The 19,485-nt window shown below is 45.3% G+C and carries 19 protein-coding genes and 2 pseudogenes; 16 read left to right on the top strand and 5 right to left on the bottom strand.

Features of this window, described 5'->3' with window-relative positions; translation table 11 throughout:
• Positions 1 to 5 precede the first annotated feature (5 nt).
• The gene (locus AC0IYG_RS13675; protein ID WP_471711619.1) at positions 6 to 317 is read right to left on the bottom strand and encodes a hypothetical protein; all 312 of its coding nucleotides are present in this window, start codon (positions 315 to 317) and stop codon (positions 6 to 8) included.
• On the opposite strand from AC0IYG_RS13675, the pseudogene ruvC reads away from it, so the two are divergent.
• The 5 genes and pseudogenes from ruvC to AC0IYG_RS13700 all read left to right on the top strand — a co-directional run bounded on the left by ruvC (position 316) and on the right by AC0IYG_RS13700 (position 5,824).
• Positions 316 to 910, top strand: a pseudogene (gene ruvC / locus AC0IYG_RS13680) (crossover junction endodeoxyribonuclease RuvC). The gene AC0IYG_RS13675 and the pseudogene ruvC sit on opposite strands and share 2 nt — an antisense overlap.
• Before the next feature lie 184 nt (positions 911 to 1,094).
• Positions 1,095 to 1,739, top strand: coding sequence for a TetR/AcrR family transcriptional regulator (locus AC0IYG_RS13685; RefSeq protein WP_471711620.1), 645 nt, complete (start codon positions 1,095 to 1,097; stop codon positions 1,737 to 1,739).
• Complete coding sequence (locus AC0IYG_RS13690) at positions 1,717 to 3,051, top strand: TolC family protein (protein WP_471711621.1); 1,335 nt, start codon at positions 1,717 to 1,719, stop codon at positions 3,049 to 3,051. The genes AC0IYG_RS13685 and AC0IYG_RS13690 overlap by 23 nt, the downstream gene beginning before the upstream one ends.
• A gap of 56 nt (positions 3,052 to 3,107) precedes the next feature.
• Complete coding sequence (locus tag AC0IYG_RS13695; RefSeq protein ID WP_471711622.1) at positions 3,108 to 4,217, top strand: HlyD family secretion protein; 1,110 nt, start codon at positions 3,108 to 3,110, stop codon at positions 4,215 to 4,217.
• 32 nt (positions 4,218 to 4,249) lie between these two features.
• On the top strand, positions 4,250 to 5,824 hold the full coding sequence (locus AC0IYG_RS13700; RefSeq protein WP_471711623.1) for a DHA2 family efflux MFS transporter permease subunit: 1,575 nt from the start codon (positions 4,250 to 4,252) through the stop codon (positions 5,822 to 5,824).
• Positions 5,825 to 6,153: 329 nt separating this feature from the next.
• Here AC0IYG_RS13700 and AC0IYG_RS13705 read toward each other — a convergent pair whose 3' ends face one another.
• Complete coding sequence (locus AC0IYG_RS13705) at positions 6,154 to 6,366, bottom strand: hypothetical protein (protein WP_471711624.1); 213 nt, start codon at positions 6,364 to 6,366, stop codon at positions 6,154 to 6,156.
• Positions 6,367 to 6,504: 138 nt separating this feature from the next.
• Between AC0IYG_RS13705 and AC0IYG_RS13710 the strand changes: the two genes are divergently transcribed.
• The 5 genes and pseudogenes from AC0IYG_RS13710 (at position 6,505) to rodA (ending at position 12,469) form a co-directional block, all read left to right on the top strand.
• On the top strand, positions 6,505 to 7,143 hold the full coding sequence (locus AC0IYG_RS13710; RefSeq protein ID WP_471711625.1) for a PLP-dependent cysteine synthase family protein: 639 nt from the start codon (positions 6,505 to 6,507) through the stop codon (positions 7,141 to 7,143).
• Positions 7,091 to 7,564 carry a pyridoxal-phosphate dependent enzyme gene (locus AC0IYG_RS13715; protein WP_471711626.1) on the top strand — a complete coding sequence of 158 codons (474 nt, stop codon included), beginning with the start codon at positions 7,091 to 7,093 and terminating at the stop codon, positions 7,562 to 7,564. The genes AC0IYG_RS13710 and AC0IYG_RS13715 overlap by 53 nt, the downstream gene beginning before the upstream one ends.
• A 36-nt stretch (positions 7,565 to 7,600) precedes the next feature.
• Entirely contained in the window at positions 7,601 to 9,172 is a 1,572-nt protein-coding gene (locus tag AC0IYG_RS13720) for an NFACT RNA binding domain-containing protein (RefSeq protein ID WP_471711627.1), read from the top strand.
• A gap of 79 nt (positions 9,173 to 9,251) precedes the next feature.
• Positions 9,252 to 11,178 (top strand): annotated as a pseudogene (mrdA, locus tag AC0IYG_RS13725) (penicillin-binding protein 2).
• 7 nt (positions 11,179 to 11,185) lie between these two features.
• Complete coding sequence (rodA, locus tag AC0IYG_RS13730; protein ID WP_471711628.1) at positions 11,186 to 12,469, top strand: rod shape-determining protein RodA; 1,284 nt, start codon at positions 11,186 to 11,188, stop codon at positions 12,467 to 12,469.
• Between the two features lie 2 nt (positions 12,470 to 12,471).
• Here rodA and AC0IYG_RS13735 read toward each other — a convergent pair whose 3' ends face one another.
• Positions 12,472 to 12,849 carry a DUF423 domain-containing protein gene (locus AC0IYG_RS13735; RefSeq protein ID WP_471711629.1) on the bottom strand — a complete coding sequence of 126 codons (378 nt, stop codon included), beginning with the start codon at positions 12,847 to 12,849 and terminating at the stop codon, positions 12,472 to 12,474.
• A 190-nt stretch (positions 12,850 to 13,039) separates the two neighbouring features.
• On the opposite strand from AC0IYG_RS13735, the gene AC0IYG_RS13740 reads away from it, so the two are divergent.
• Entirely contained in the window at positions 13,040 to 14,086 is a 1,047-nt protein-coding gene (locus AC0IYG_RS13740; protein WP_471711630.1) for a glycosyltransferase family 9 protein, read from the top strand.
• On the opposite strand, the gene AC0IYG_RS13745 is transcribed toward AC0IYG_RS13740, so the two are convergent.
• Positions 14,078 to 14,740: a YggS family pyridoxal phosphate-dependent enzyme gene (locus AC0IYG_RS13745; protein WP_471711631.1), complete on the bottom strand. Its 663-nt coding sequence runs from the start codon at positions 14,738 to 14,740 to the stop codon at positions 14,078 to 14,080. The two genes, AC0IYG_RS13740 and AC0IYG_RS13745, sit on opposite strands and share 9 nt — an antisense overlap.
• Before the next feature lie 140 nt (positions 14,741 to 14,880).
• On the opposite strand from AC0IYG_RS13745, the gene AC0IYG_RS13750 reads away from it, so the two are divergent.
• From AC0IYG_RS13750 to rplI, 4 genes are all read left to right on the top strand, one after another.
• Positions 14,881 to 15,822 (top strand): hypothetical protein, encoded by a 942-nt coding sequence (locus tag AC0IYG_RS13750; RefSeq protein ID WP_471711632.1) that lies wholly within the window; start codon positions 14,881 to 14,883, stop codon positions 15,820 to 15,822.
• 136 nt (positions 15,823 to 15,958) lie between these two features.
• On the top strand, positions 15,959 to 16,339 hold the full coding sequence (gene rpsF / locus AC0IYG_RS13755; protein WP_471711633.1) for a 30S ribosomal protein S6: 381 nt from the start codon (positions 15,959 to 15,961) through the stop codon (positions 16,337 to 16,339).
• Between the two features lie 3 nt (positions 16,340 to 16,342).
• On the top strand, positions 16,343 to 16,594 hold the full coding sequence (gene rpsR, locus AC0IYG_RS13760; RefSeq protein ID WP_026630174.1) for a 30S ribosomal protein S18: 252 nt from the start codon (positions 16,343 to 16,345) through the stop codon (positions 16,592 to 16,594).
• A gap of 20 nt (positions 16,595 to 16,614) precedes the next feature.
• Positions 16,615 to 17,061 carry a 50S ribosomal protein L9 gene (gene rplI / locus AC0IYG_RS13765; RefSeq protein ID WP_471711634.1) on the top strand — a complete coding sequence of 149 codons (447 nt, stop codon included), beginning with the start codon at positions 16,615 to 16,617 and terminating at the stop codon, positions 17,059 to 17,061.
• A 118-nt stretch (positions 17,062 to 17,179) separates the two neighbouring features.
• Here rplI and lysM read toward each other — a convergent pair whose 3' ends face one another.
• A complete protein-coding gene (lysM, locus tag AC0IYG_RS13770) occupies positions 17,180 to 17,638 on the bottom strand; it encodes a peptidoglycan-binding protein LysM (RefSeq protein WP_471711635.1) in 459 nt (152 codons plus the stop codon).
• A 191-nt stretch (positions 17,639 to 17,829) separates the two neighbouring features.
• Here lysM and AC0IYG_RS13775 point away from each other — a divergent pair, with 191 nt between their 5' ends.
• The gene (locus tag AC0IYG_RS13775) at positions 17,830 to 19,464 is read left to right on the top strand and encodes a glycerol-3-phosphate dehydrogenase/oxidase (protein ID WP_471711636.1); all 1,635 of its coding nucleotides are present in this window, start codon (positions 17,830 to 17,832) and stop codon (positions 19,462 to 19,464) included.
• Positions 19,465 to 19,485: the final 21 nt, after the last annotated feature.

Below are 19,485 nucleotides of genomic sequence, written 5' to 3' on the forward strand. Positions count from 1 at the left end.
GCCTGTTAATGTGCCCCGGAATGCGTCACGGAAGCTGATATCAACCACTTTTTTAGCCAGTCTTGCTGCCATTTCAAACTTTCCAATGCCCAGTTAACCGGCACGAGGATAAACATGAGCAAAAGCACCAGGAAATGATCAAAAATGAAGATATCGCGAAAAACAGCGCTGACGTCGCCAATTCCTTTTTGCTCATTTCGAAAGGTTTTATAGATGTAACTCAGTATGAGGAGCGTTAAAAAGAGCTTGCCCAGCCAGAGCAGGTTTTGCAGGTTTCTTTTTTCTTTCGGAGTAGAGAGTTCCTTATCTTGCACCATGATTAAAATGCAGCAAGCCGACGCTACCGAAAAGGTGATTATTGGAGTGGATCCCGGCACCCAGGTGATGGGTTACGGCGTGATTTCGGTGAAAGGCCAGCACATTACTTTGGTTCAATATGGTGTGATTCATCTGAACAAATATACTACGCACGAATTGAAGTTAAAAGAAAATCTTTGAGCGGATCACCCAGCTTATCGAAGAGTATTTGCCCGATGAAATGGCAATTGAAGATCCATTTTACGGGAAAAATCCGCAGTCAATGCTCAAACTGGGCCGGGCGCAGGGTGTGGCAATGGCCGCAGCGCTGGCCAGAGACATTCCCATCGTTGAGTATTCTCCCAAAAAAGTAAAACAATCGGTGACCGGCAGCGGCAGCGCTTCCAAAGAGCAAGTCGCTTACATGCTCGAAAAAATCCTGAATATGGAGCTGAGCCGCGAATTCATGGACGCGACGGACGGCATCGCGATCGCCATTTGCCATCAATATCACGCCAATTCCCCTGCTTCCGTTTCCTCAGGATCTTCCAAAAAATCCAAAAAGGGCGGCTGGGGTGCATTTGTCAGCGAAAATCCACAACGCGTCAAATAGCTTCCAGCAAGCCTCTTTCCGACATTAAAAAAATTTTAATGGTATTTATTTAATAAATCCTTCCATTAATCAAACGTTTGTTTAGTAAAATCAAACAAGCGTTTGATTTTTGCTTTTGGAGCTCTTAAATTTGCATCATCATTAGCAGAAGACGTTTCATTAATGCCTGCTAATGAGGCTAAAAATGGAATACAGCACCAAACAAATACAAATCATAGAAGTCGCAGAGCGGTTGTTTGCGGACAAGGGCTTTGCGGGGACTTCGGTGCGTGACATTGCGCAGGAGGCCAATGTGAACGTGTCGATGATCTCATACTATTTCGGATCGAAGGAAAAACTGATCGAAGCCCTCTTCGCGATGCGCATGGGCGAGTCCCGCTCCCGGATGGAAACCCTGCTCAGCAATGAGGACCTGATTCCGATTCAAAAAATCAACATTCTAATCGACAGCGCCATTGACCGCCTGATGGGAAATCAATGCTTTCACAACATTATGATGCGCGAGCAGCTTTCTTCGGAGCGGACGCCGACAATTTCGGAGCATATCAGGACTTTGAAACTGCGGAATGTGCAGCTGATGCAGAAGCTGATCGAAGAAGGTCAGGCCGTAGGCGCATTTCGCAAAAACATTGATCTGAGCCTGATGACCACCACATTATATGGCACGATTAATTATGCGATCGCGACCCAGGATTTTTACAAGCGCATCAATGGACTTGAAGAAATGGAAGAGGCTGAATTTCAGATCCATTTGAGAAGAAAGTTGAGCCAGCACTTAAAGAGTTTATTTAAATCAACAGTAACTAATGAACACCACAACCAGGACTAGAAGAATGGTTTTTGCGATCGCCAGCGTGTTCTGGCTCGCCGCAACCGCTCATTCGTTCGCTCAGGACCCGCGAAAATTAACGCTGGAAGAAGCGATTGATATGAGTTTGAAAAACAGCAAGCAGCTCAAATTAAGTCAGACCAATGTAGATCTTGCCGGTCTGGGCATTAAGCAAATCAAGGAAAATCAGTTGCCAAGTCTGAGTGTTTCAGGCTCTTATCTGAGATTGAACTCGCCAAACATTAACCTCAAATTGCCGAGGAACGGAGACGATAGCACGCAAACGAGTTCTCCGGAAGTGCATCAGGTGATGTATGGCATGGCAAGCGCATCCCTGCCGATTTTCTCGGGTTTCAGGTTTAAATATGGCTTGGAATCAGCGCATTATCTGGAACAAGCGGCTAAACTGGATGCTGAAAATGATCGCGATGCTGTGATCCAGAATACGGTGGCGGCTTACAGCAATTTATATAAGGCCAGAAAATCGGTGGATTTGGTTGCAGAAAATCTTCTACGGGAGCGCGAACGTGTGGCGGAATTTACAAACCGTGAAAAGAACGGCATGCTGGCGCGCAACGATTTGATGAAAGCGAAGTTGCAGGAATCGAACATTGAACTTGCTTTGCTGGATGCGGAAAACGATTTGAAAGTAACCACCATTAATATGAACCTCCTGCTGGGCATGCCCGAAAACACGGTGCTGGCAGCGGATTCAGCGAGTTTTATCACATTAAAAGAAGAAGGCAATGCGGCAGAGTGGGAGCAAACGGCCATTTCGCATCGCAAAGACATTGCAGCCAACGGCATCCGCCAGAAGGCCGCTAATACAGACATTAAGGTTGCCAAGGCGGATTTTTATCCCAATGTTGCCCTCACAGCAGGTTATGTTGCACTAAGCATCCCAGGCGTTGCCACGATTCCAAATGCGATGAATGCAGGAATCGGCGTACGATATGACATTGGATCACTCTGGAAATCGGGTGCAAAAATTCAGCAAGCGAGAACGAAAGTTTATCAGCTGAAAACAAATGAAGAGATCCTGCTGGACCGCATTCATTTGGAAGTCAACACGGCTTATTACAATTATGTTTTGAGCAAAAGAAAAATCGACGTGTACGCCAAAGCAGTGGAGCAAGCCGACGAAAATTACCGGATTACCAAAAACAAATACGATAACAGTCTGGTAACCACCACAGAATTACTAGATGCAGACGTCGCCCAGGTGCAGTCCCGCATCAACTACGAAGCCGCCAAAGCCGACGCCATCGTAGCCTACAAAAAACTAGAACAATCAGCCGGAGTGATTAATTAACCGAAGATCATATCGGACATTCACTCATTCAGTCATTCAAAATTCAACATTACACAATGGAAACCAGACAAAATACATTGGAAACCGAGGAAGCTCCAAAAAAGAAAAGCTACACATTCGTGATCATTCTTTGCGTGCTGATTGCGATCGGCGGAACCTGGGGTTTTAACAAATACAACCACGGATTGCACCACGAAGAAACAGACGACGCGCAGATCGACGCGAACATTAGCCCTGTAATTCCCAGAATATCGGGTTATGTAACAGAAATTAAGGTTAAAGACAATCAAACCGTCAAAAAAGGCGACACATTGATCGTTCTTGATAACCGTGATCAATTGATCAAATTGGAACAAGCGAAAGCAGGATTGGCAGGATCACAAGGAAATCTGGTCGTGGCTAATGCGACAACCAATGCATCTCAGGCCAGCGGAATTACCTATCAGGCGAATGTCTCGATCGTAGAAGCGCAGATTGAAGAAGCGAAAGTGAATGTATGGCGTGCAAATCAGGATTTTGCCCGTTATGAGAACCTGATCAAAGACCATTCGATCACACAACAAGAATACGAGCAGGCATCTGCGACTAAGCAAAAAGCAGAACGCCAGCTGGCCGTGTTGGTTGCGCAGAAAAACGCAGCGGAACGTCAGGCAAAAGCCGCAGGACAGCAAACACGCGCCACTTCTGTGCAGACCAATGTTGCTAATGCCAACATTAAAGCGCGCCAGGCAGAGATTGCTAATGCGGAATTGAATCTGTCTTACACAGTGATCACAGCACCAACAGACGGCCGCGTTTCGAAAGTAAATGCGCAGGTTGGCCAGTTTTTGCAGGCAGGTCAGTCGCTGTTCAGCATTATCTCAACCACTGAGCCCTGGGTTGTTGCGAATTTCAAAGAGACGCAGCTGACCAAAATGAAATTAGGACAACATGTGAAAATCCACGTGGATGCTTATCCTGAACATGAATTTGAGGCAAAAGTGGCATCATTCTCGCCAGCAACGGGTGCAAGATTCGCTTTGCTTCCTCCTGACAATGCAAGCGGAAATTTCGTGAAAGTGGTGCAACGACTGCCGGTAAGAATTGAATTTACGCAGCCAGATGACAAGCGCATTGCAGAATTGAGACCGGGCATGAACGTGTTCGTGGATGTGGAATTGAACTAAGGATCAGCACACTGACCTTAAACCCAAATTAAATGGAATTACAGGAATCACTCGTCGAATATGGTTTCCGCAGGGTCATTATTACGATAACAGCTGTACTGTGCGCGTTGCTCGAAATCGTTGACACCACCATTGTCAACGTCGCGCTCAACGACATGCGGGGAAACCTGGGTGGCACATTATCCGAAGTGAGCTGGGTTATTACGGCCTATGCCATTGGTAATGTGATCATTGTGCCCATGACCAGCTGGCTTTCACAGCAGTTTGGCCGCCGGAATTACTTTGCAGCTTCGATCATTATCTTTACCGTTGCGTCATTTCTCTGCGGTAACGCGAACAACATCTGGGAACTCGTATTTTTCAGATTGATACAAGGATTAGGCGGCGGCGCATTGCTCGTAACCGCACAAACATTGATCACCGAAAGTTACCCACCCGAAAAACGCGGGATCGCGCAGGCTATTTACGGTCTGGGTGTGATCGTGGGACCAACATTGGGTCCGCCGCTGGGAGGTTACATTGTGGATCATTACAGCTGGCCTTACATATTTTATATCAACATTCCGCTCGGCATTATCGCCGCGATGCTGACTTTACAATTTGTGAGAAGCCCAAGATATTCGCAGAAGAAGGCAGCCAATGAAATTGATTACTGGGGGATCGTGTTGCTGGCTATTTCGGTGGGTTCTCTTCAATATGTGTTGGAAAAAGGGCAGGAAGAAGACTGGTTTAATGACGAAATCATCATTCTATTGACCGTAACCTCCGTTTTTGGATTCTTTTTCTTCATCTGGCGCGAATGGACTTATAAAAATCCCATCGTTAACCTGCGGGTTTTGGCCAATGGCAACCTGCGCGTCGGGACAATCTTATCCTTCATTCTCGGATTCGGATTATACGGCTCCACATTCATCATTCCATTGTACACTCAGGCCACATTAGGCTGGACGGCGACACAATCGGGGATGCTGATGGTGCCGGCCGCCATCGTTACCGCCATGATGATGCCCATTGTCGGTCAGCTCATTCAGCGCGGCGTAAAACAGCAATATCTGGTTTCAGCCGGAATGGTCTTCTTCTTTATTTATAGTTACTGGGGTTATTTAATCCTGACTCCTGATACTGGAAAAGACGCATTTTTTAACATGCTGATCGTGCGCGGAATTGGTCTGGGATTACTTTTCGTGCCAATCACAACATTAGCATTGTCGACATTGAAAGGAAGAGAAATCGGCGAAGGAGCCGCATTTACGGGGATGATGCGGCAGTTGGGCGGTTCGTTCGGCGTGGCCGTGATCACGACCTATCTCGCCAGACAAAACATGCTGCACCGAAATGACCTCGTAAGCAAGCTGGACGTAAACAATCCGTCTGTAATGCAGCGCGTTGAAGGTTTGCAACAATCATTTATGGCGAAAGGAATGCCTGCGGATGTCGCATTGAAAAGTGGCTACAAGATTCTGGATTACACGGTCACGAAACAGGCGCAGGTGATGTCCTACATGGACGTGTTCCTATATCTCGGACTTATGTTCCTCATCTGCGTTCCCTTCGTTCTTTGGACCAAGAGCGGCAAAACCAAGGTTGATCCATCGTCGGTGCATTAAGATTTCAAGTGTAGTGGTAATATTGTAGAAGCTTTCCGATTTTGGAAAGCTTCTCTAGTTTTGACCCCAGACGAGGCTCATGTTCTAAGGTGAGCGTACGAAGTTTATTTGCCCCCGCGGGGCCTCCTCTTCTAGCAAAGGAGATCATGTAACGGTTTCGGCCCCGGCGGGGCCTCCTTATTCGTGGCATAAGGCAACTCCGCCGGAGTTGTTTATTCTTTCATAACCGGGGTTTTCTAGAAACAGAGTGTCCCTCTGGGACGGGCTTTTGTAAATAAAATATCGACGTGGAAACGTACTTGAGGAGAAAATGTAGGCAATGAAGATTTTTAAACGCGTGAATGTGTAATCGACTCTTCGTCTAAATCCTTTTGCGAAAGACCGCGCCCTGCCCAAATCTCGTCCATTTCCTCGTCGATCTGCCTCGCAAAATATTCAGAAAGCAACTGCTTGATTTCTTTTTCTTGTTTGCTACTCAGTTGCTTTTCGAACATTTTGAGCATAAACAACTGCATTGAGTTCAGTTTAGTCGCCTGTTCCATATTCTTCGTTTTAATTTTTTACAAATTAGTAACCTTTCTATTAACGTCCAAAGAAGTTATGTTTCCGAAACAAGAACTCAAAATTGGCTTGAAATATTCCGTTCTTGCGCGCATTATTAACAAAAGTTTGAAACGAATATGTCTAATTCCTGGGTAACCGCGGCCATAACCAAGATTGAGGCGGATTATCAGCGGTCGGCGGATACGCATTTGATTCCTTTGCAATTGCCAGCTTTTCAGGGGGTTGATTTTTATTTTAAGGATGAATCGACGCATCCTTCGGGGAGTTTGAAGCATCGGTTGTCGCGGTCGCTGTTTTTATATGCGCTTTGCAATGGATGGATTCAGGAAGGGACAATGGTTGTGGAGGCTTCTAGCGGCTCTACGGCTGTTTCTGAGGCTTATTTTGCTAGGTTACTGGGTTTGCCCTTTATTGCGGTGATGCCAAAAACGACGAGTCAGGATAAGGTGCAGGCGATTGAGTTTTATGGCGGAAAATGTCATTTTGTCAATCATCCAGCGGAAGTTTATGATGTGTCAAGACGCATTGCGGAAGAGAATAACGGTCATTTTATGGACCAGTTCACCTACGCCGAACGGGCGACGGATTGGCGTGGCAACAACAACATTGCCGAATCCATTTTCCGACAAATGCAGTTTGAAGCGCACCCTGTTCCAACCTGGATTGTGATTGGCGCGGGCACGGGCGGAAACTTCCGCGACATTGGGCCGTTATGTGCGTTACGAGCGTTATGTGAGCAAGATCTGCGTCGTTGATCCTGAAAACTCTGTGTTTTACGATTGCTGGCAAACGAATGATCCCGGCGTTTGCAGTGATTTCGGGTCAAGAATTGAAGGAATTGGCCGCCCCAGGGTGGAGCCATCTTTTATTCCAACGGTCGTTGACCATATGATCCAGGTGCCGGATGCGGCGAGTTTTGCTGCGATGAAAACGTTGTCGAAACTGCTGAATAGGAGAGTAGGAGGCTCGACTGGCACCAATTTCTGGGGCGCTTTGCAACTGGCGCAGGAAATGAAGGAGCAGGATTTGAAAGGTTCTATCGTGACGCTGATCTGCGATTCGGGCGAGCGTTATCAGGATACTTATTATAATGACTCTTGGCTGTCGCAACATGGTTTCCTTGATGCGGTTCGGGCTGAGGCGGAGAGATTGGCCGCTGTGACCGGTTTAGTTTAAAAGTGCCTACTTTTGCGCTGAATTATCAGAAATGCCGTGCACCAGAATTATTATTTTTTAAAACAGCTTGCCCCGGCTTTGCATCAGCAACTGGCCGGAAAAACCTTCATTGAAGCATTTAGTCAGGAAAAAGACGAACTCATTCTCGTTTTCGACGCGTCCGCCGATGGTGAAAATCTCGTTGATCCGTTTTTTATCAAAGCAACATTAAGGTCCAACTTTGCTTGCCTGAGCTTTCCGGATAGTTTCGATCGTGCGCGGCGGAATAGTGTCAATCTTTTCACAGATTTTCAAAACCAAAAAGTTGAATTTGTTGAGGTTTATCAGAACGAACGTGCGATTCAAATCAGTTTTGAAGATGGTAAAAAGCTTGTTTTCAAGCTTTTCGGGAATCGTTCTAACCTCATTGCATTAAATAGTGAAGGCATAGCGACGCAGCTTTTCAATAATAAGCTTCCTGCGGATAAGGCGATCACTTCTGAATCTCTGTACCGCAACATTGACCAGTCTTACGAGGCATTTGTCCAAAATAATGAGCATTTCGAAGCTTTGTTTCCCACATTTGGGAAGCTTGTAAATGCTTTTTTAACTGATAAAATAAAGGATTCAGGCAATGCAGCAGAAAAGTGGGAAGTCATTCAGCAGACACTGGTTAAGTTGAATGCGCCGCCTTTTTATCTAGCGAAAATAGAACTCGTTCCGGCTCTTTCCCTCTTGGCGGTTGGAGAGATCATTGCACCATATGATGACCCAATTGAAGCGCTGAATGCATTTTATCTCGCTTACATTCGGCTCAGCGGCATTGAAAAAGAGAAATCTGAGATCATGCGAATGTTGAAAAAACGGTTAACGCAAACCGATAATTATCTCGAAAACACCTTCAAGAAACTCGTCGAGCTGGAAGAAGCGACCAAGAATGATGAGATCGGCAACATTATTATGGCTAATCTGCATGCCATTCCAGAGCGGACTGAAAAAATTGAGCTTTTTGATTTTTACCGCGATCAGCCGATAACTGTGAAGTTGAAAAAAGACCTGAGCGCGCAAAAAAATGCGGAAGGATATTATCGGAAGGCCAAAAATGAGAAAATTGAGCTGGGCAGATTGAATGACAGTTTGAGCGCTCGGGAAGCAGAACGGCAAAATCTGACTAATCATCTGGCTAAAATTGAGACCATTGAATCATTGCGCGAACTGCGCGCTTACATCAAAGCCAACGGACTCGATCAAACCAAAGCGCCGGTTACAGCAACCGATTTGTTTAAAAAAGTGGAATTCATGGGTTACACCATTCTCATCGGTCGCAATGCAAAGAATAATGATGTTTTGACCAAACAATATGCTTCCAAAGATGACCTTTGGCTGCATGCAAAGGACGTAACTGGCTCGCATGTGGTGATCAAAAACCAGCCGGGAAGGAATTTTCCAGCGCCCGTTATCGAGCGCGCGGCGGAATTGGCTGCATTTTATTCGAAGCGAAAAAACGATTCCTTATGCCCGGTGATTTACACGCCCAAGAAATTTGTGCGTAAACCCAAAGGACTTCCCGAAGGCGCCGTTGTCATTGACAAAGAAAATGTTGTGATGGTGGAAGCAAAAGGCGAGTAAACGTATTTTCGGGCTTTGATAAGTCTTGTGATATGACGAACTTCGTGTGAAAATAGAGAACAGGAATTTTTAGTGCAGAATGCTTGAAAGTCGTCGCTTTGTCATCATTGGTTTTTTTGCTTTAGTAGGGATAATCTACTTATTACGACTTTTCTACTTACAGGTTTTGGACGAAAGTTACTCCATCGAATCGTCCAGTAATTCCATTAAACGCGTTATTGAAATCCCTTTTCGTGGTCAGATCTATGACCGCACGGGAAAGCTCATCGTTTACAACACCCCCGTTTACGATTTGCTGGTGACGCCATACAAGGCACGGGTGGAGGATACGCTTCGTTTTTGCCAGGTTTTGGGCATTGAGCGCCGTGATTTCGACAGCTTAATGAACGCCGCGAGCGCATATAGCCGCGTGAAACCATCCTTATTTCTCCGTCAGCTGTCCAAAGAGGATTTTGCATCCATTCAGGACATTATGGTCGATTATGCAGGTTTTGAGTTTGCCAAAAGCTCCCTCAGAACTTACACCGCCCCGACGCTTGCCAACACGCTCGGTTATGTGAGTGAGATCACAAGGGGCCAGCTGGAAAAGCAGGAAGAGCCTTATTATCGGCAAAGCGATTACATTGGACAAAGCGGGATTGAGAAAATTTATGAAAATGAACTCCGAGGCAAGCGTGGGACAAAGTTCGTCATGCAGAACGTGAGCGGCGTTTACAAAGGCCCCTGGAAAGGCGGTGAATTGGACACAATGGCCGTTGCAGGTGAAAATCTCTATTCCGGAATTGACCTCGAAGTGCAGCAATATGCGGATAGTCTGATGGTAAACAAGGTGGGAAGCGTTGTGGCCATTGAACCCAAAACCGGCCAGATCATTTCAATGGTTTCTGCTCCGACTTATGATCCGAACATTCTCGCAAGTCGATATTTTTCCAAAAACTATGCTGCGCTGGCGCGAAACCCATATAAGCCGCTGTTTAACAGACCTGTTATGGCGAGTTACAGGCCAGGTTCTACATTCAAACTGATCCAGGCATTGATCGGTTTGCAGGAAGGCGTGATTACGCCGGAAAGTGGTTTTACACATGCCAATTGCCCCGTCGGCTGCCACAATCACCCGGCAACAGGAACAGTGGCTTTGGGCGTTATGCACTCCTGCAACCCCTATTTCTACAATGTTTTCAGGCGGATCATTTATAAAAATAACATTCAGAATACATTCAAAGCTTCTGCCGTTGGGCTGGACGCCTGGCATGATGCGATCAGCAAGTTCGGGATCGGTCAAAGGTTGGGAATTGACCTTCCCAGTGAATACAAAGGGAATTTGCCGAATAAAAAATATTATGACCGCTTTTACGGCGAGTATCGCTGGAAGTTCTCAAACATTTACTCACTCAGCATTGGTGAAGGCGAGTTGCTGATTACGCCTTTGAAAATGGCGAATGTGGCCGCAATCATTGCCAATAAAGGTTATTTCTACACGCCGCACGTAATCCACGGCGTGGGTGATGGCAAAAAAGTGAATCCCGAGTTTTTGATAAAACACGAAACCGGCGTCGCTTCACACAATTTTGACCCTGTTATTGAAGGCATGATCGGCGCGGTGGAAGGCGGAACGGCGCGCAGATCGCGTGTGGAAGGCATCACCATTGCTGGAAAAACGGGAACGTCTCAAAACAAACGAGGCGATGACCACTCGATCTTCATCGCATTTGCACCCGTTGAAAATCCAAAAATTGCCATTGCCGTTTTTGTTGAAAATGCAGGAGCAGGAAGGTTCGGCCGCTGCGCCGATTGCCAACTTGATCATTGAAAAATATCTGACAAGAAAGATCACCAATAAAGCATTGGAAGAGCGCATGTTCAAAGCGGATTTGATGAGCAAAGTAATTTTGCCAGGTCAGAAGAAGCCGATCTCAGCCGATTCGTTGAAGAAAAAACTGATTAATGCCGATTCATTGAAGAAAAAGCCGGCTACTAAACCGGTAACAGCACCTAAAAAACAATAACACACCAATGGCAGAAAGTAAGCCGATAACGAAGAATGTAGACTGGATGGTGGTGCTTATTTACATCGCCTGTCTGGGCATTGGCTGGGTGAACATTTACGCTGCAGTTTACAATCCGGAGGTGAATATGAGCATGTTCGATCTGGGGAATAATGCAGGAAAGCAGCTTATGTGGATCGGAACAGCGGCTTTGCTGATCATTTGCATCCTTGTCATCGATTACAAATTCTACGAAACATTCTCCTTCATTATATACGCGGTCATTATTTTCCTGCTGGTCGTCGTTTTGTTTGCAGGTTCCAACATTAACGGTTCGCGTTCGTGGATCAAATTCGGCTCTTTTTCGCTGCAACCTGCGGAGTTTTCCAAGTTGGCGATCAGTCTGGCGATTTCAAAATATCTGAGTGATCCCGCGATCAGTCTTACTCGCAAGCTGAAAGATTATTATCCCATTATGGGAATCATTGCATTGCCTGCATTTCTGATTCTTTTATCGAATGAAACGGGGTCTATGCTCGTTTTTGCATCATTTGCGATTGTACTTTACCGCGAGGGAATGCCTGGATTTATTCCTGCAATCGGCATTGTGACGGCTGCTTTGCTGATCATTACATTGCTTTTTGTTAAATGGTATATTGCCGGGGCGATCATTGTAATCGCTGGTTTGGCAATATGGCTTATGCCGGTGATGACGCGGCGCCGGGGCGGGCTTTGGGCCACTATTATTGTCGCATTTGTCATGATCGGGATTGTTTTTGGTGTAGACTTTTTCATGAATAATGTCCTTCAAAAACACCAGAGAGGCCGTATTATGGTGCTTTTGGACCCAGATTCAGATCCACGCGGAATTGGCTGGAACGTGATCCAATCCAAGATCGCAATTGGCTCCGGTGGATTTGCAGGAAAAGGATTTTTGCAGGGAACACAGACCAAATTTGACTTCGTACCCGAGCAAAGCACCGACTTTATATTTTGCACAGTAGGCGAGGAGCACGGTTTTATTGGCTCTGCTATTGTAGTTGTGCTTTTTGTGTCATTAATTGCAAGGCTGATTGTGCTTGCGGAGCGACAGCGAAGCCGGTTTGCGCGCGTTTACGGTTACTGCGTGGCCGGGATTATTTTCTTCCACTTCATGGTCAACATTGGCATGACGATCGGGTTGATGCCCGTAATCGGGATTCCGCTGCCGTTTTTTAGTTACGGAGGATCCTCGCTCTGGTCATTTTCAATCTTGCTTTTCGTATTCCTGAAAATAGATGCACAGCGGCCATTCACGCTTTCGAGAGGGTAAAATTAAAGTTTCCCCGCAGCCAAAATCAGTAACACCCAGCCCGCGATTAAGGCCACGCCGCCAATAGGAGCGGTTGCGCCGAATTTTGTGATGCCGGTGAAGCAGATTGCGTAAAGTGATCCTGAAAAAATGATTACGCCAATCGCAAATGCATTACCCGACCAGCCCAGTAATTTAATGGCATCCGTGCCTGCGCGTTGCATTAACAACCCAACCAAAACCATTGCAATCGCGTGGTAAAACTGATATTTCACGGCAGTTTCAAATGTCTCACTTCGTCCCGACGCTTCGAGCATTCCCTTTAATGCATGCGCACCAAATGCGCCCAATGCGACCGCAAGTGCTCCCAAAATCCCTCCCGCCTGAATCATGAATTTCATAATAATTGTTTAATATATCAGTTAAAAATTGTCGTCTGAGCCGATTGAGGCGGATTCTTTTCCCCTAAGGCAAGGTTGTAAAGTTATGTTCGGAATGAACCGCAACCAACTCTTTGTTTCAATTTTATTATCTTGCGCGCTTTTAAAATGCAGGTTAACCGCACTTGCGCATTGTAGAATATACTAGCAAATGACCTTAAAAAGCTTCAAAGCGCTCTGGACTCATCGTTACTTTAAATATACGCACATTGGCAAAGCCCATCTCCTTGGTTATCAGGCGTGGCTTCATTTCAAAGGCGTAAAAGGCAAATTAAAAAAGGGTCAAAAGCTGATTGCGATCATCCGCACCGAGCATTTTGGTGACATTGTGGCAGCGGAACCCATTTCGCGTTATGTGCGCGCATTGCATCCGGATGCGCACATTGTTTGGTTTGTGAAGCCGTCATTTCAGGAACTGGTTGCGCACAATCCTTCCATTGACGAGGTTTTCAAGGAATTTTGTGTGACGGAAAGAAAAACGCTGCTTGACACCGGCATTTTCGACGAGGTCATTCAATTGCAATTCACTAATAATAATCATTGCCCAAAGTGCCAGGTTTTTATAGATAATCCGGTTGCTGCGCGGCGTAACATTAACATTTACAATTACTTCAACTTCGGCAACCTGCTGGAAGTTTTCGCACAAACGGGCGACCTCATTCCTGAAAAAGCAGCGTTTCCAGCCGATGATCAGCCGAGGCTTTATTTGCAGGAAAGTCACCGTAGTAAAGTGGATTCGCTGCATTTAGATCAGCCATTCATTGTATTGCATTGCCAGTCTAACTACGCGCCGAAAGATTGGCCCGCTGAAAAATGGGAACATTTGATCCAATGGCTGTCCGATAATTATCCTTATCAAATCGTTGAAATTGGCCTGAAAAGTAATCTTTCGGTTAAGACAAGTGCTTACCGCAACCTGTGCGGACAGCTTACGATTCTGGAAACAGCCGAGGTTATCAGACGGGCGTCTTATTTCATTGGCCTGGATAGCGGACCATCGCATTTGGGCAATGCAACGGGCACTTTTGGGGTGATATTAATGGGATCGCTCAATGATTTCCCCGCTTATAATCCTTATTCCGGCGCTTATGGGAGACAGGAGAATGCTGTTTTTGCAAGACAAAACGGGCTGCCTTGTTCGCAGCTGTCTTTTGAATTTGTAAGGGATAAAGTTAGAAGTGTGATTGCGTTACCGTGATCCGAAAATGGCACTTCCGACGCGTACAAGCGTGCTGCCTTCTTCCATCGCAATGTTATAGTCGGCGCTCATGCCCATGGAAAGCTCGCGCATGTCGATTTGATCATTATTATATTGTTTAAACGACTCAAAAAGTGCTTTTAATCCGCGGAATTCGTTCCTTACTGCTTGCTCGTTATCAGTATTTGAGGCCATGCCCATTAGACCAGCAATGCGGATGTTTTTCAACGTCGGCAATTCCGGGGAAGTAACTATTTCAACAGCTTCTTCTTCTGACAGGCCGAACTTCGTTTCTTCCTGCGCGATGAAAATTTGAAGCAGACAATCGATAATGCGGTCATTTTTCTTTGCCTCTTTATCAATCTCTTTCAATAGTTTAAAACTGTCAACCGAATGCACAAGTGTCACGTAAGGTGCCATGTATTTCACCTTGTTAGACTGTAAATGACCGATCATGTGCCATTCAATATCCTTGGGCAGCGCCTCATTTTTGGCGGTCATTTCCTGCACTTTATTTTCTCCGAAGCGCTTGCAGCCAGCGTGATACGCTTCCATGAGAACTTCTTCAGGCTTGGTTTTTGTTACCGCAATCAAACGGGTTTCCCGTTTTAATCCTTTTTCTATTTGATTTATGTTTTCAGCTATTGATGGCATTTGAAGAGACTAATTTTTTGATTATTAAAGCATTAAAAGAAAAATTTGCCTGCCAGCATCCAGAAATAGATGTTAACATATTTCAAAATTGGAAAAAACATAGTTCTTTTACCAACTAATTAAAAAATATAACCTTCTGTATGGACTATAATCAGGAACAAAAGCAAGACAGAAAAACACTTTTATGGGCCGCGTTGGCCGTATTGCTATTGCTTAATTTGGTGCTTGTTTATTTTATCTATCATGAAAAACAGGAAAATCTCGCAAAAGACGAAATTATAACGGCTAAGACGGAGGAAGTTCTATTTATCAAAACCAAGCTTGACTCCATTTCTCAGGAGCTGGACATCAAAATCGCCGAAATTCAAAAACTGGGCGGCAGTGTGGATTCCCTTATGGCGATGAAGTCGCAGCTGGAAAAAGATAAGCTGGAATTGAAGAACATGAGCAATTACTCGGCGTCTGGCTACAACAAGAAGATTAAGGGTTACGAAACTGTGCTGAATGAAAAAGATACGGAAATCGCGCAGTTGAAGCAGGAATTGGGGATTGCAACTTCAAAGAATCAGGAGCTTAATCAGAAAGTGACTGGACTGGAATCTGAAAAACAACTGCTTGCGGATTCTGTAACCAACTATTCCGTTCAAAACCGCGAATTGGCAGAGAAAGTAACGATTGCTTCTGCTTTACGCGCTGAGGATCTGACGGTTAACGCAGTTTCAGCAAAAGGGAAAGAGCGTGAGGGCGGAAAATACAAGGCGAAACGTATTGATAAGCTGCGGGTGAATTTCAAACTGGCACCGAATGCAGTTGCGAAGCAGAATGAAAAAGAAATGTATCTGCGCATCCTCGATCCGGACGGCGCGGTGCTGTCGGACATGGCAACTGGTTCAGGATCATTTATGTACGACGGTCAGGAACTGATTTACAGCTCAAAGCAAACGGTTAGTTTCACCAATTCAGGCCAGTCGGTTGACATTCTTTACGGACGCGGCGGCATTCCTTTGAAAGACGGGAAATATGCGATCGAAGTTTATAGTGAAGGGTTCAAAATAGGCCAGGGAGACTTCGAAGTGAAGTAATCTGGCTGCATAGCATCTGATTTCGTAGGATAGGGCTTGGAATTCTGAATTTCAAGCCCTATTTTTGCACCCTCATTTTGGTGTTATGCCAAGGTGAGGCTTTTTATTTAACAATTTATAATTAATCAATTACCGTATGTCTAAGCAATATGAAACGGTGTTCATTCTAACTCCCATTTTGTCTGAGGCCCAGGCAAAGGACGCCGTTGAAAAATTCACGACAATCATCACCGCAAATGGTGGATCGATTGTACATGAAGAAAATTGGGGATTGCGCAAGCTGGCCTACCCCATCCAAAAGAAAAACTCAGGTTTCTATCATGTTGTAGAATATACAGCAAATGAAGGAAACGTGGTTGACGTTTTGGAAACCGAATTCCGTCGTGACGAGCGCATTTTGCGTTTTATGACAATCGCCCTTGATAAGCATTCAATTGCTTACAACGAGAAAAAGCGTAAGGGTCTGATTGGAAGAAAAAGAGAAGAATCAACTGAGTCTAAAACCGAAAACGCATAAGCTATGTCACTAGTAAACGAACCGGTTGAAAAAAACAATAACCGTAAAAAATACTGCCGTTTTAAGAAAGCAGGCATTAAATATATCGACTACAAGAATCCGGATTTCTTATTGAAACTGGTGAATGAGCAAGGTAAGATCTTGCCACGCCGCCTTACAGGAACAAGCTTGAAATATCAACGCAAAGTTTCTCAGGCAATTAAAAGAGCGCGTCACTTGGCTTTATTGCCTTTTGTTGCTGATCAATTGAAATAATATAGAAAGAGCTACAAACAATGGAAATCATACTAATAACTGATATAGCAGGTGTAGGTTATAAGAACGACATCGTAAATGTGAAAGCAGGTTACGGTCGTAATTACCTTATCCCTCAGGGTTTTGCATTATTGGCTAACGCCTCTAACCGCAAGATCGTTGCTGAAAACGTGCGTCAGGCTTCGCACAAAGCTGAAAAGCTGAAAAAAGACGCAGAAGAAATTGCAGCAGCAATCGGCGATCTTACAATTGATATCAAAACAGTGGTTGGAGAAAGCGGCCGTATCTTCGGACGTGTTACCAACACACAGGTTGCTGATGTTTTGAAAGCAAAAGGATTCAATATCGATCGCAAGAAAATTACTTTGGATGATGTTAAATCCATCGGAACATATTCTGCAACAATCGATTTGCATAAAGAAGTGAAACACAAAGTCACTTTGAACGTTATCGCTCAGGAAGATTAATTTTTTCGAGCAAGCATAAAAAAAGCAGCCTTAGGCTGCTTTTTTTATGTCTTATCATCAATATAAACTGCGAGCAAATATCGTTCGCTCATTCAATCATTGACTCATTCAAAATTGGTCAAGGTGCCGGGATTCTCAGCACCTGGCCTGGATATATCTTGTCCGGGTCGGTTAGCATTGGCTTATTTGCCTCAAAAATGACCGGATATTTCATCATATCTCCGTAAACTTCTTTGGCGATCTTCGAAAGCGTGTCACCTTTTTCCACAGTGTGGTAAGTTGCTTCGGGTGCGGGCGTTGCCACTTTCAGGCGATTGTCCACCACTTGCACACCTTCAACATTGCCGACTGCCAGCGCGATCTTTTCTGCATCTTCCTGTTTTGAAACCTCACCCTCTATCGTTACCGTATCTCCGGAAGTCTTAACCGTTAGGTTGTTATACGCAAGACCTAGCGCCTTCACGTGTGCGAGAAGCGCACTTGCGCGCAACGGTTCTGCCTCTGGTGTAGGAGCAGCCGTTTCTTCCTTTTTGAATACTTTTTCTCCTACGCCTTTTAAAAACGATAGTAAGCCCATGTTTAATTTGGTTAAATGATAGATTATGAAATTGTAAGCGCAATAATGATCCGAGATCACAACACAGCAGAGCAATAACTATACCAAAGTTTAAGTCAAATCTCAAAAGAGGCGTGGTCAGCCTCAGGTTTTAAAGCCTGACTTTGTACTTTTGCATGAGGTCAATCAAATGCTCGATATTCTGCTCATAAATGAATCGTAACGCGTCGCTGGGGAAATTAAAAAGTGAAGAGTTTGATATTTGCATCATCGGAGCAGGGGCAAGCGGTGCGGGTTGCGCGCTGGATGCTGTCTTACGCGGTTACAAAGTTGCGATTATTGATAAGAAAGATTTTGCTTCTGAAACGTCTTCAAGATCTACAAAACTGATCCATGGCGGTGTGCGCTATTTGGAACAAGCATTTAAAAAACTTGATTTCGCGCAATTAAAGCAGGTAAAGCATGGTCTGGAAGAGCGGCATATCGTTTTGAAAAATGCGCCACATCTGGCTCGTCCGCTGGCATTAATGACACCAGTCGGGTCGTGGATTGAGGGATTGTATTTCAAAATCGGATTGCAGATCTACGACACATTCGCGACCAACGATTCGCTGCCCAAAAGCAAATGGCTCACCAAAAGTGAAGTCCTCAGCAAAATCCCAACATTAAACAGGGAGAAACTTCACAGCGGCGTTTTATATTATGACGGCCAGCTGGATGATGCCCGTTATTGCCTCGCATTGGTGCAATCCGCTTCGGAGGCCGGGGCTGTTGCTGCTAATTATTTGAATGTTAATGGTTTTGATAAAAGCAATGATGGGAAACTTTCTGCTGTGAGAGTTCAGGATGAGCTGACTGGAGAAGCTTTTACCATTAAAACCAAACTCGTAATCAATTGCACCGGCCCATTTGCGGACCACGTTCGATTGCTGGCGAATTCTGCATTGCCTGAACGTCTCCGTCCCAGCAAGGGTGTCCACGTTGTGCTCCCGTATGAGACGCTGAACAGCGAATACGCGATGCTGATCCCTAAAACTTCTGACGGGCGTGTGGTCTTTGCTATTCCATTTGAAGGCGCGATGATGATCGGCACCACGGATACGGAATCAGATAACCTGGATACGGAAGCAACATTAAACCAAACGGAGAAACAATATCTGGTGGATACGCTCAATCCGTTTTTGGATAAGCCTATTAATATCAGTCAGTTAAGAGCAGGATTTGGAGGCTTACGGCCGTTGCTCGCAGCAGATCCTTCCAAATCGACCAAAAGTTTGGTTAGGGACCACGAAGTTGAAGTGGATACAGTGAGTGGCCTTGTGAGTTTGCTCGGCGGAAAATGGACCACTTACCGCCTGATGGCCAAAGATACAATTGACCAGGCCGATTCGATTTTTTCCAAAACCAATGCGTGCACCACTGCGGACCACATGCTGGCAGGAGGCGAAAATTACAATGCGGATTTGGCTGTTGAGATGGAATCAAAATTTGGCTTACCAGCTGACATTGCAAAACATTTGGTAAAAAAATACGGCTCACGCGCCAGCAAAGTTGCCGAATTGACGCTAACAAACATTGCATTAAAAGAACGGCTGGCTCCGCAATTGCCCTACATTCGGGCGGAAGTGGTTTATACGGTTCAAAATGAAATGGTTATCAAGCCGCGGGACTTTCTGGCCCGCCGCATCCGTTTGGAAATTACGGATTGGCATGAAACCTTAAAGTGTCTCCCTGTTGTTGCCGATCTGATGGCCGCCGAACTGGGCTGGAACGAGGTGGAAAAGCAACGGCACATCGACGAATATGCGCTCCAGATAAACCAGTTCATCACGAACGCGGGCGCCTAATTTCCAATCACATTATCTCGC

The sequence above is a fragment of the Dyadobacter sp. AC419 genome (assembly GCF_979253085.1).

Bases quoted from the DNA above. Each gene is read 5' to 3' on its own strand.
- rpsF (WP_471711633.1), top strand. From the start codon at position 15,959: ATGTCTAAGCAATATGAAACGGTGTTCATTCTAACTCCCATTTTGTCT.
- AC0IYG_RS13735 (WP_471711629.1), bottom strand. From the start codon at position 12,849: ATGAAATTCATGATTCAGGCGGGAGGGATTTTGGGAGCACTTGCGGTC.
- rplI (WP_471711634.1), top strand. From the start codon at position 16,615: ATGGAAATCATACTAATAACTGATATAGCAGGTGTAGGTTATAAGAAC.
- AC0IYG_RS13700 (WP_471711623.1), top strand. From the start codon at position 4,250: ATGGAATTACAGGAATCACTCGTCGAATATGGTTTCCGCAGGGTCATT.
- rodA (WP_471711628.1), top strand. From the start codon at position 11,186: ATGGCAGAAAGTAAGCCGATAACGAAGAATGTAGACTGGATGGTGGTG.
- AC0IYG_RS13740 (WP_471711630.1), top strand. From the start codon at position 13,040: ATGACCTTAAAAAGCTTCAAAGCGCTCTGGACTCATCGTTACTTTAAA.
- AC0IYG_RS13675 (WP_471711619.1), bottom strand. From the start codon at position 317: ATGGTGCAAGATAAGGAACTCTCTACTCCGAAAGAAAAAAGAAACCTG.
- AC0IYG_RS13710 (WP_471711625.1), top strand. From the start codon at position 6,505: ATGTCTAATTCCTGGGTAACCGCGGCCATAACCAAGATTGAGGCGGAT.
- AC0IYG_RS13705 (WP_471711624.1), bottom strand. From the start codon at position 6,366: ATGGAACAGGCGACTAAACTGAACTCAATGCAGTTGTTTATGCTCAAA.
- AC0IYG_RS13695 (WP_471711622.1), top strand. From the start codon at position 3,108: ATGGAAACCAGACAAAATACATTGGAAACCGAGGAAGCTCCAAAAAAG.
- lysM (WP_471711635.1), bottom strand. From the start codon at position 17,638: ATGGGCTTACTATCGTTTTTAAAAGGCGTAGGAGAAAAAGTATTCAAA.
- AC0IYG_RS13685 (WP_471711620.1), top strand. From the start codon at position 1,095: ATGGAATACAGCACCAAACAAATACAAATCATAGAAGTCGCAGAGCGG.
- AC0IYG_RS13750 (WP_471711632.1), top strand. From the start codon at position 14,881: ATGGACTATAATCAGGAACAAAAGCAAGACAGAAAAACACTTTTATGG.
- rpsR (WP_026630174.1), top strand. From the start codon at position 16,343: ATGTCACTAGTAAACGAACCGGTTGAAAAAAACAATAACCGTAAAAAA.
- AC0IYG_RS13775 (WP_471711636.1), top strand. From the start codon at position 17,830: ATGAATCGTAACGCGTCGCTGGGGAAATTAAAAAGTGAAGAGTTTGAT.
- AC0IYG_RS13690 (WP_471711621.1), top strand. From the start codon at position 1,717: ATGAACACCACAACCAGGACTAGAAGAATGGTTTTTGCGATCGCCAGC.
- AC0IYG_RS13745 (WP_471711631.1), bottom strand. From the start codon at position 14,740: ATGCCATCAATAGCTGAAAACATAAATCAAATAGAAAAAGGATTAAAA.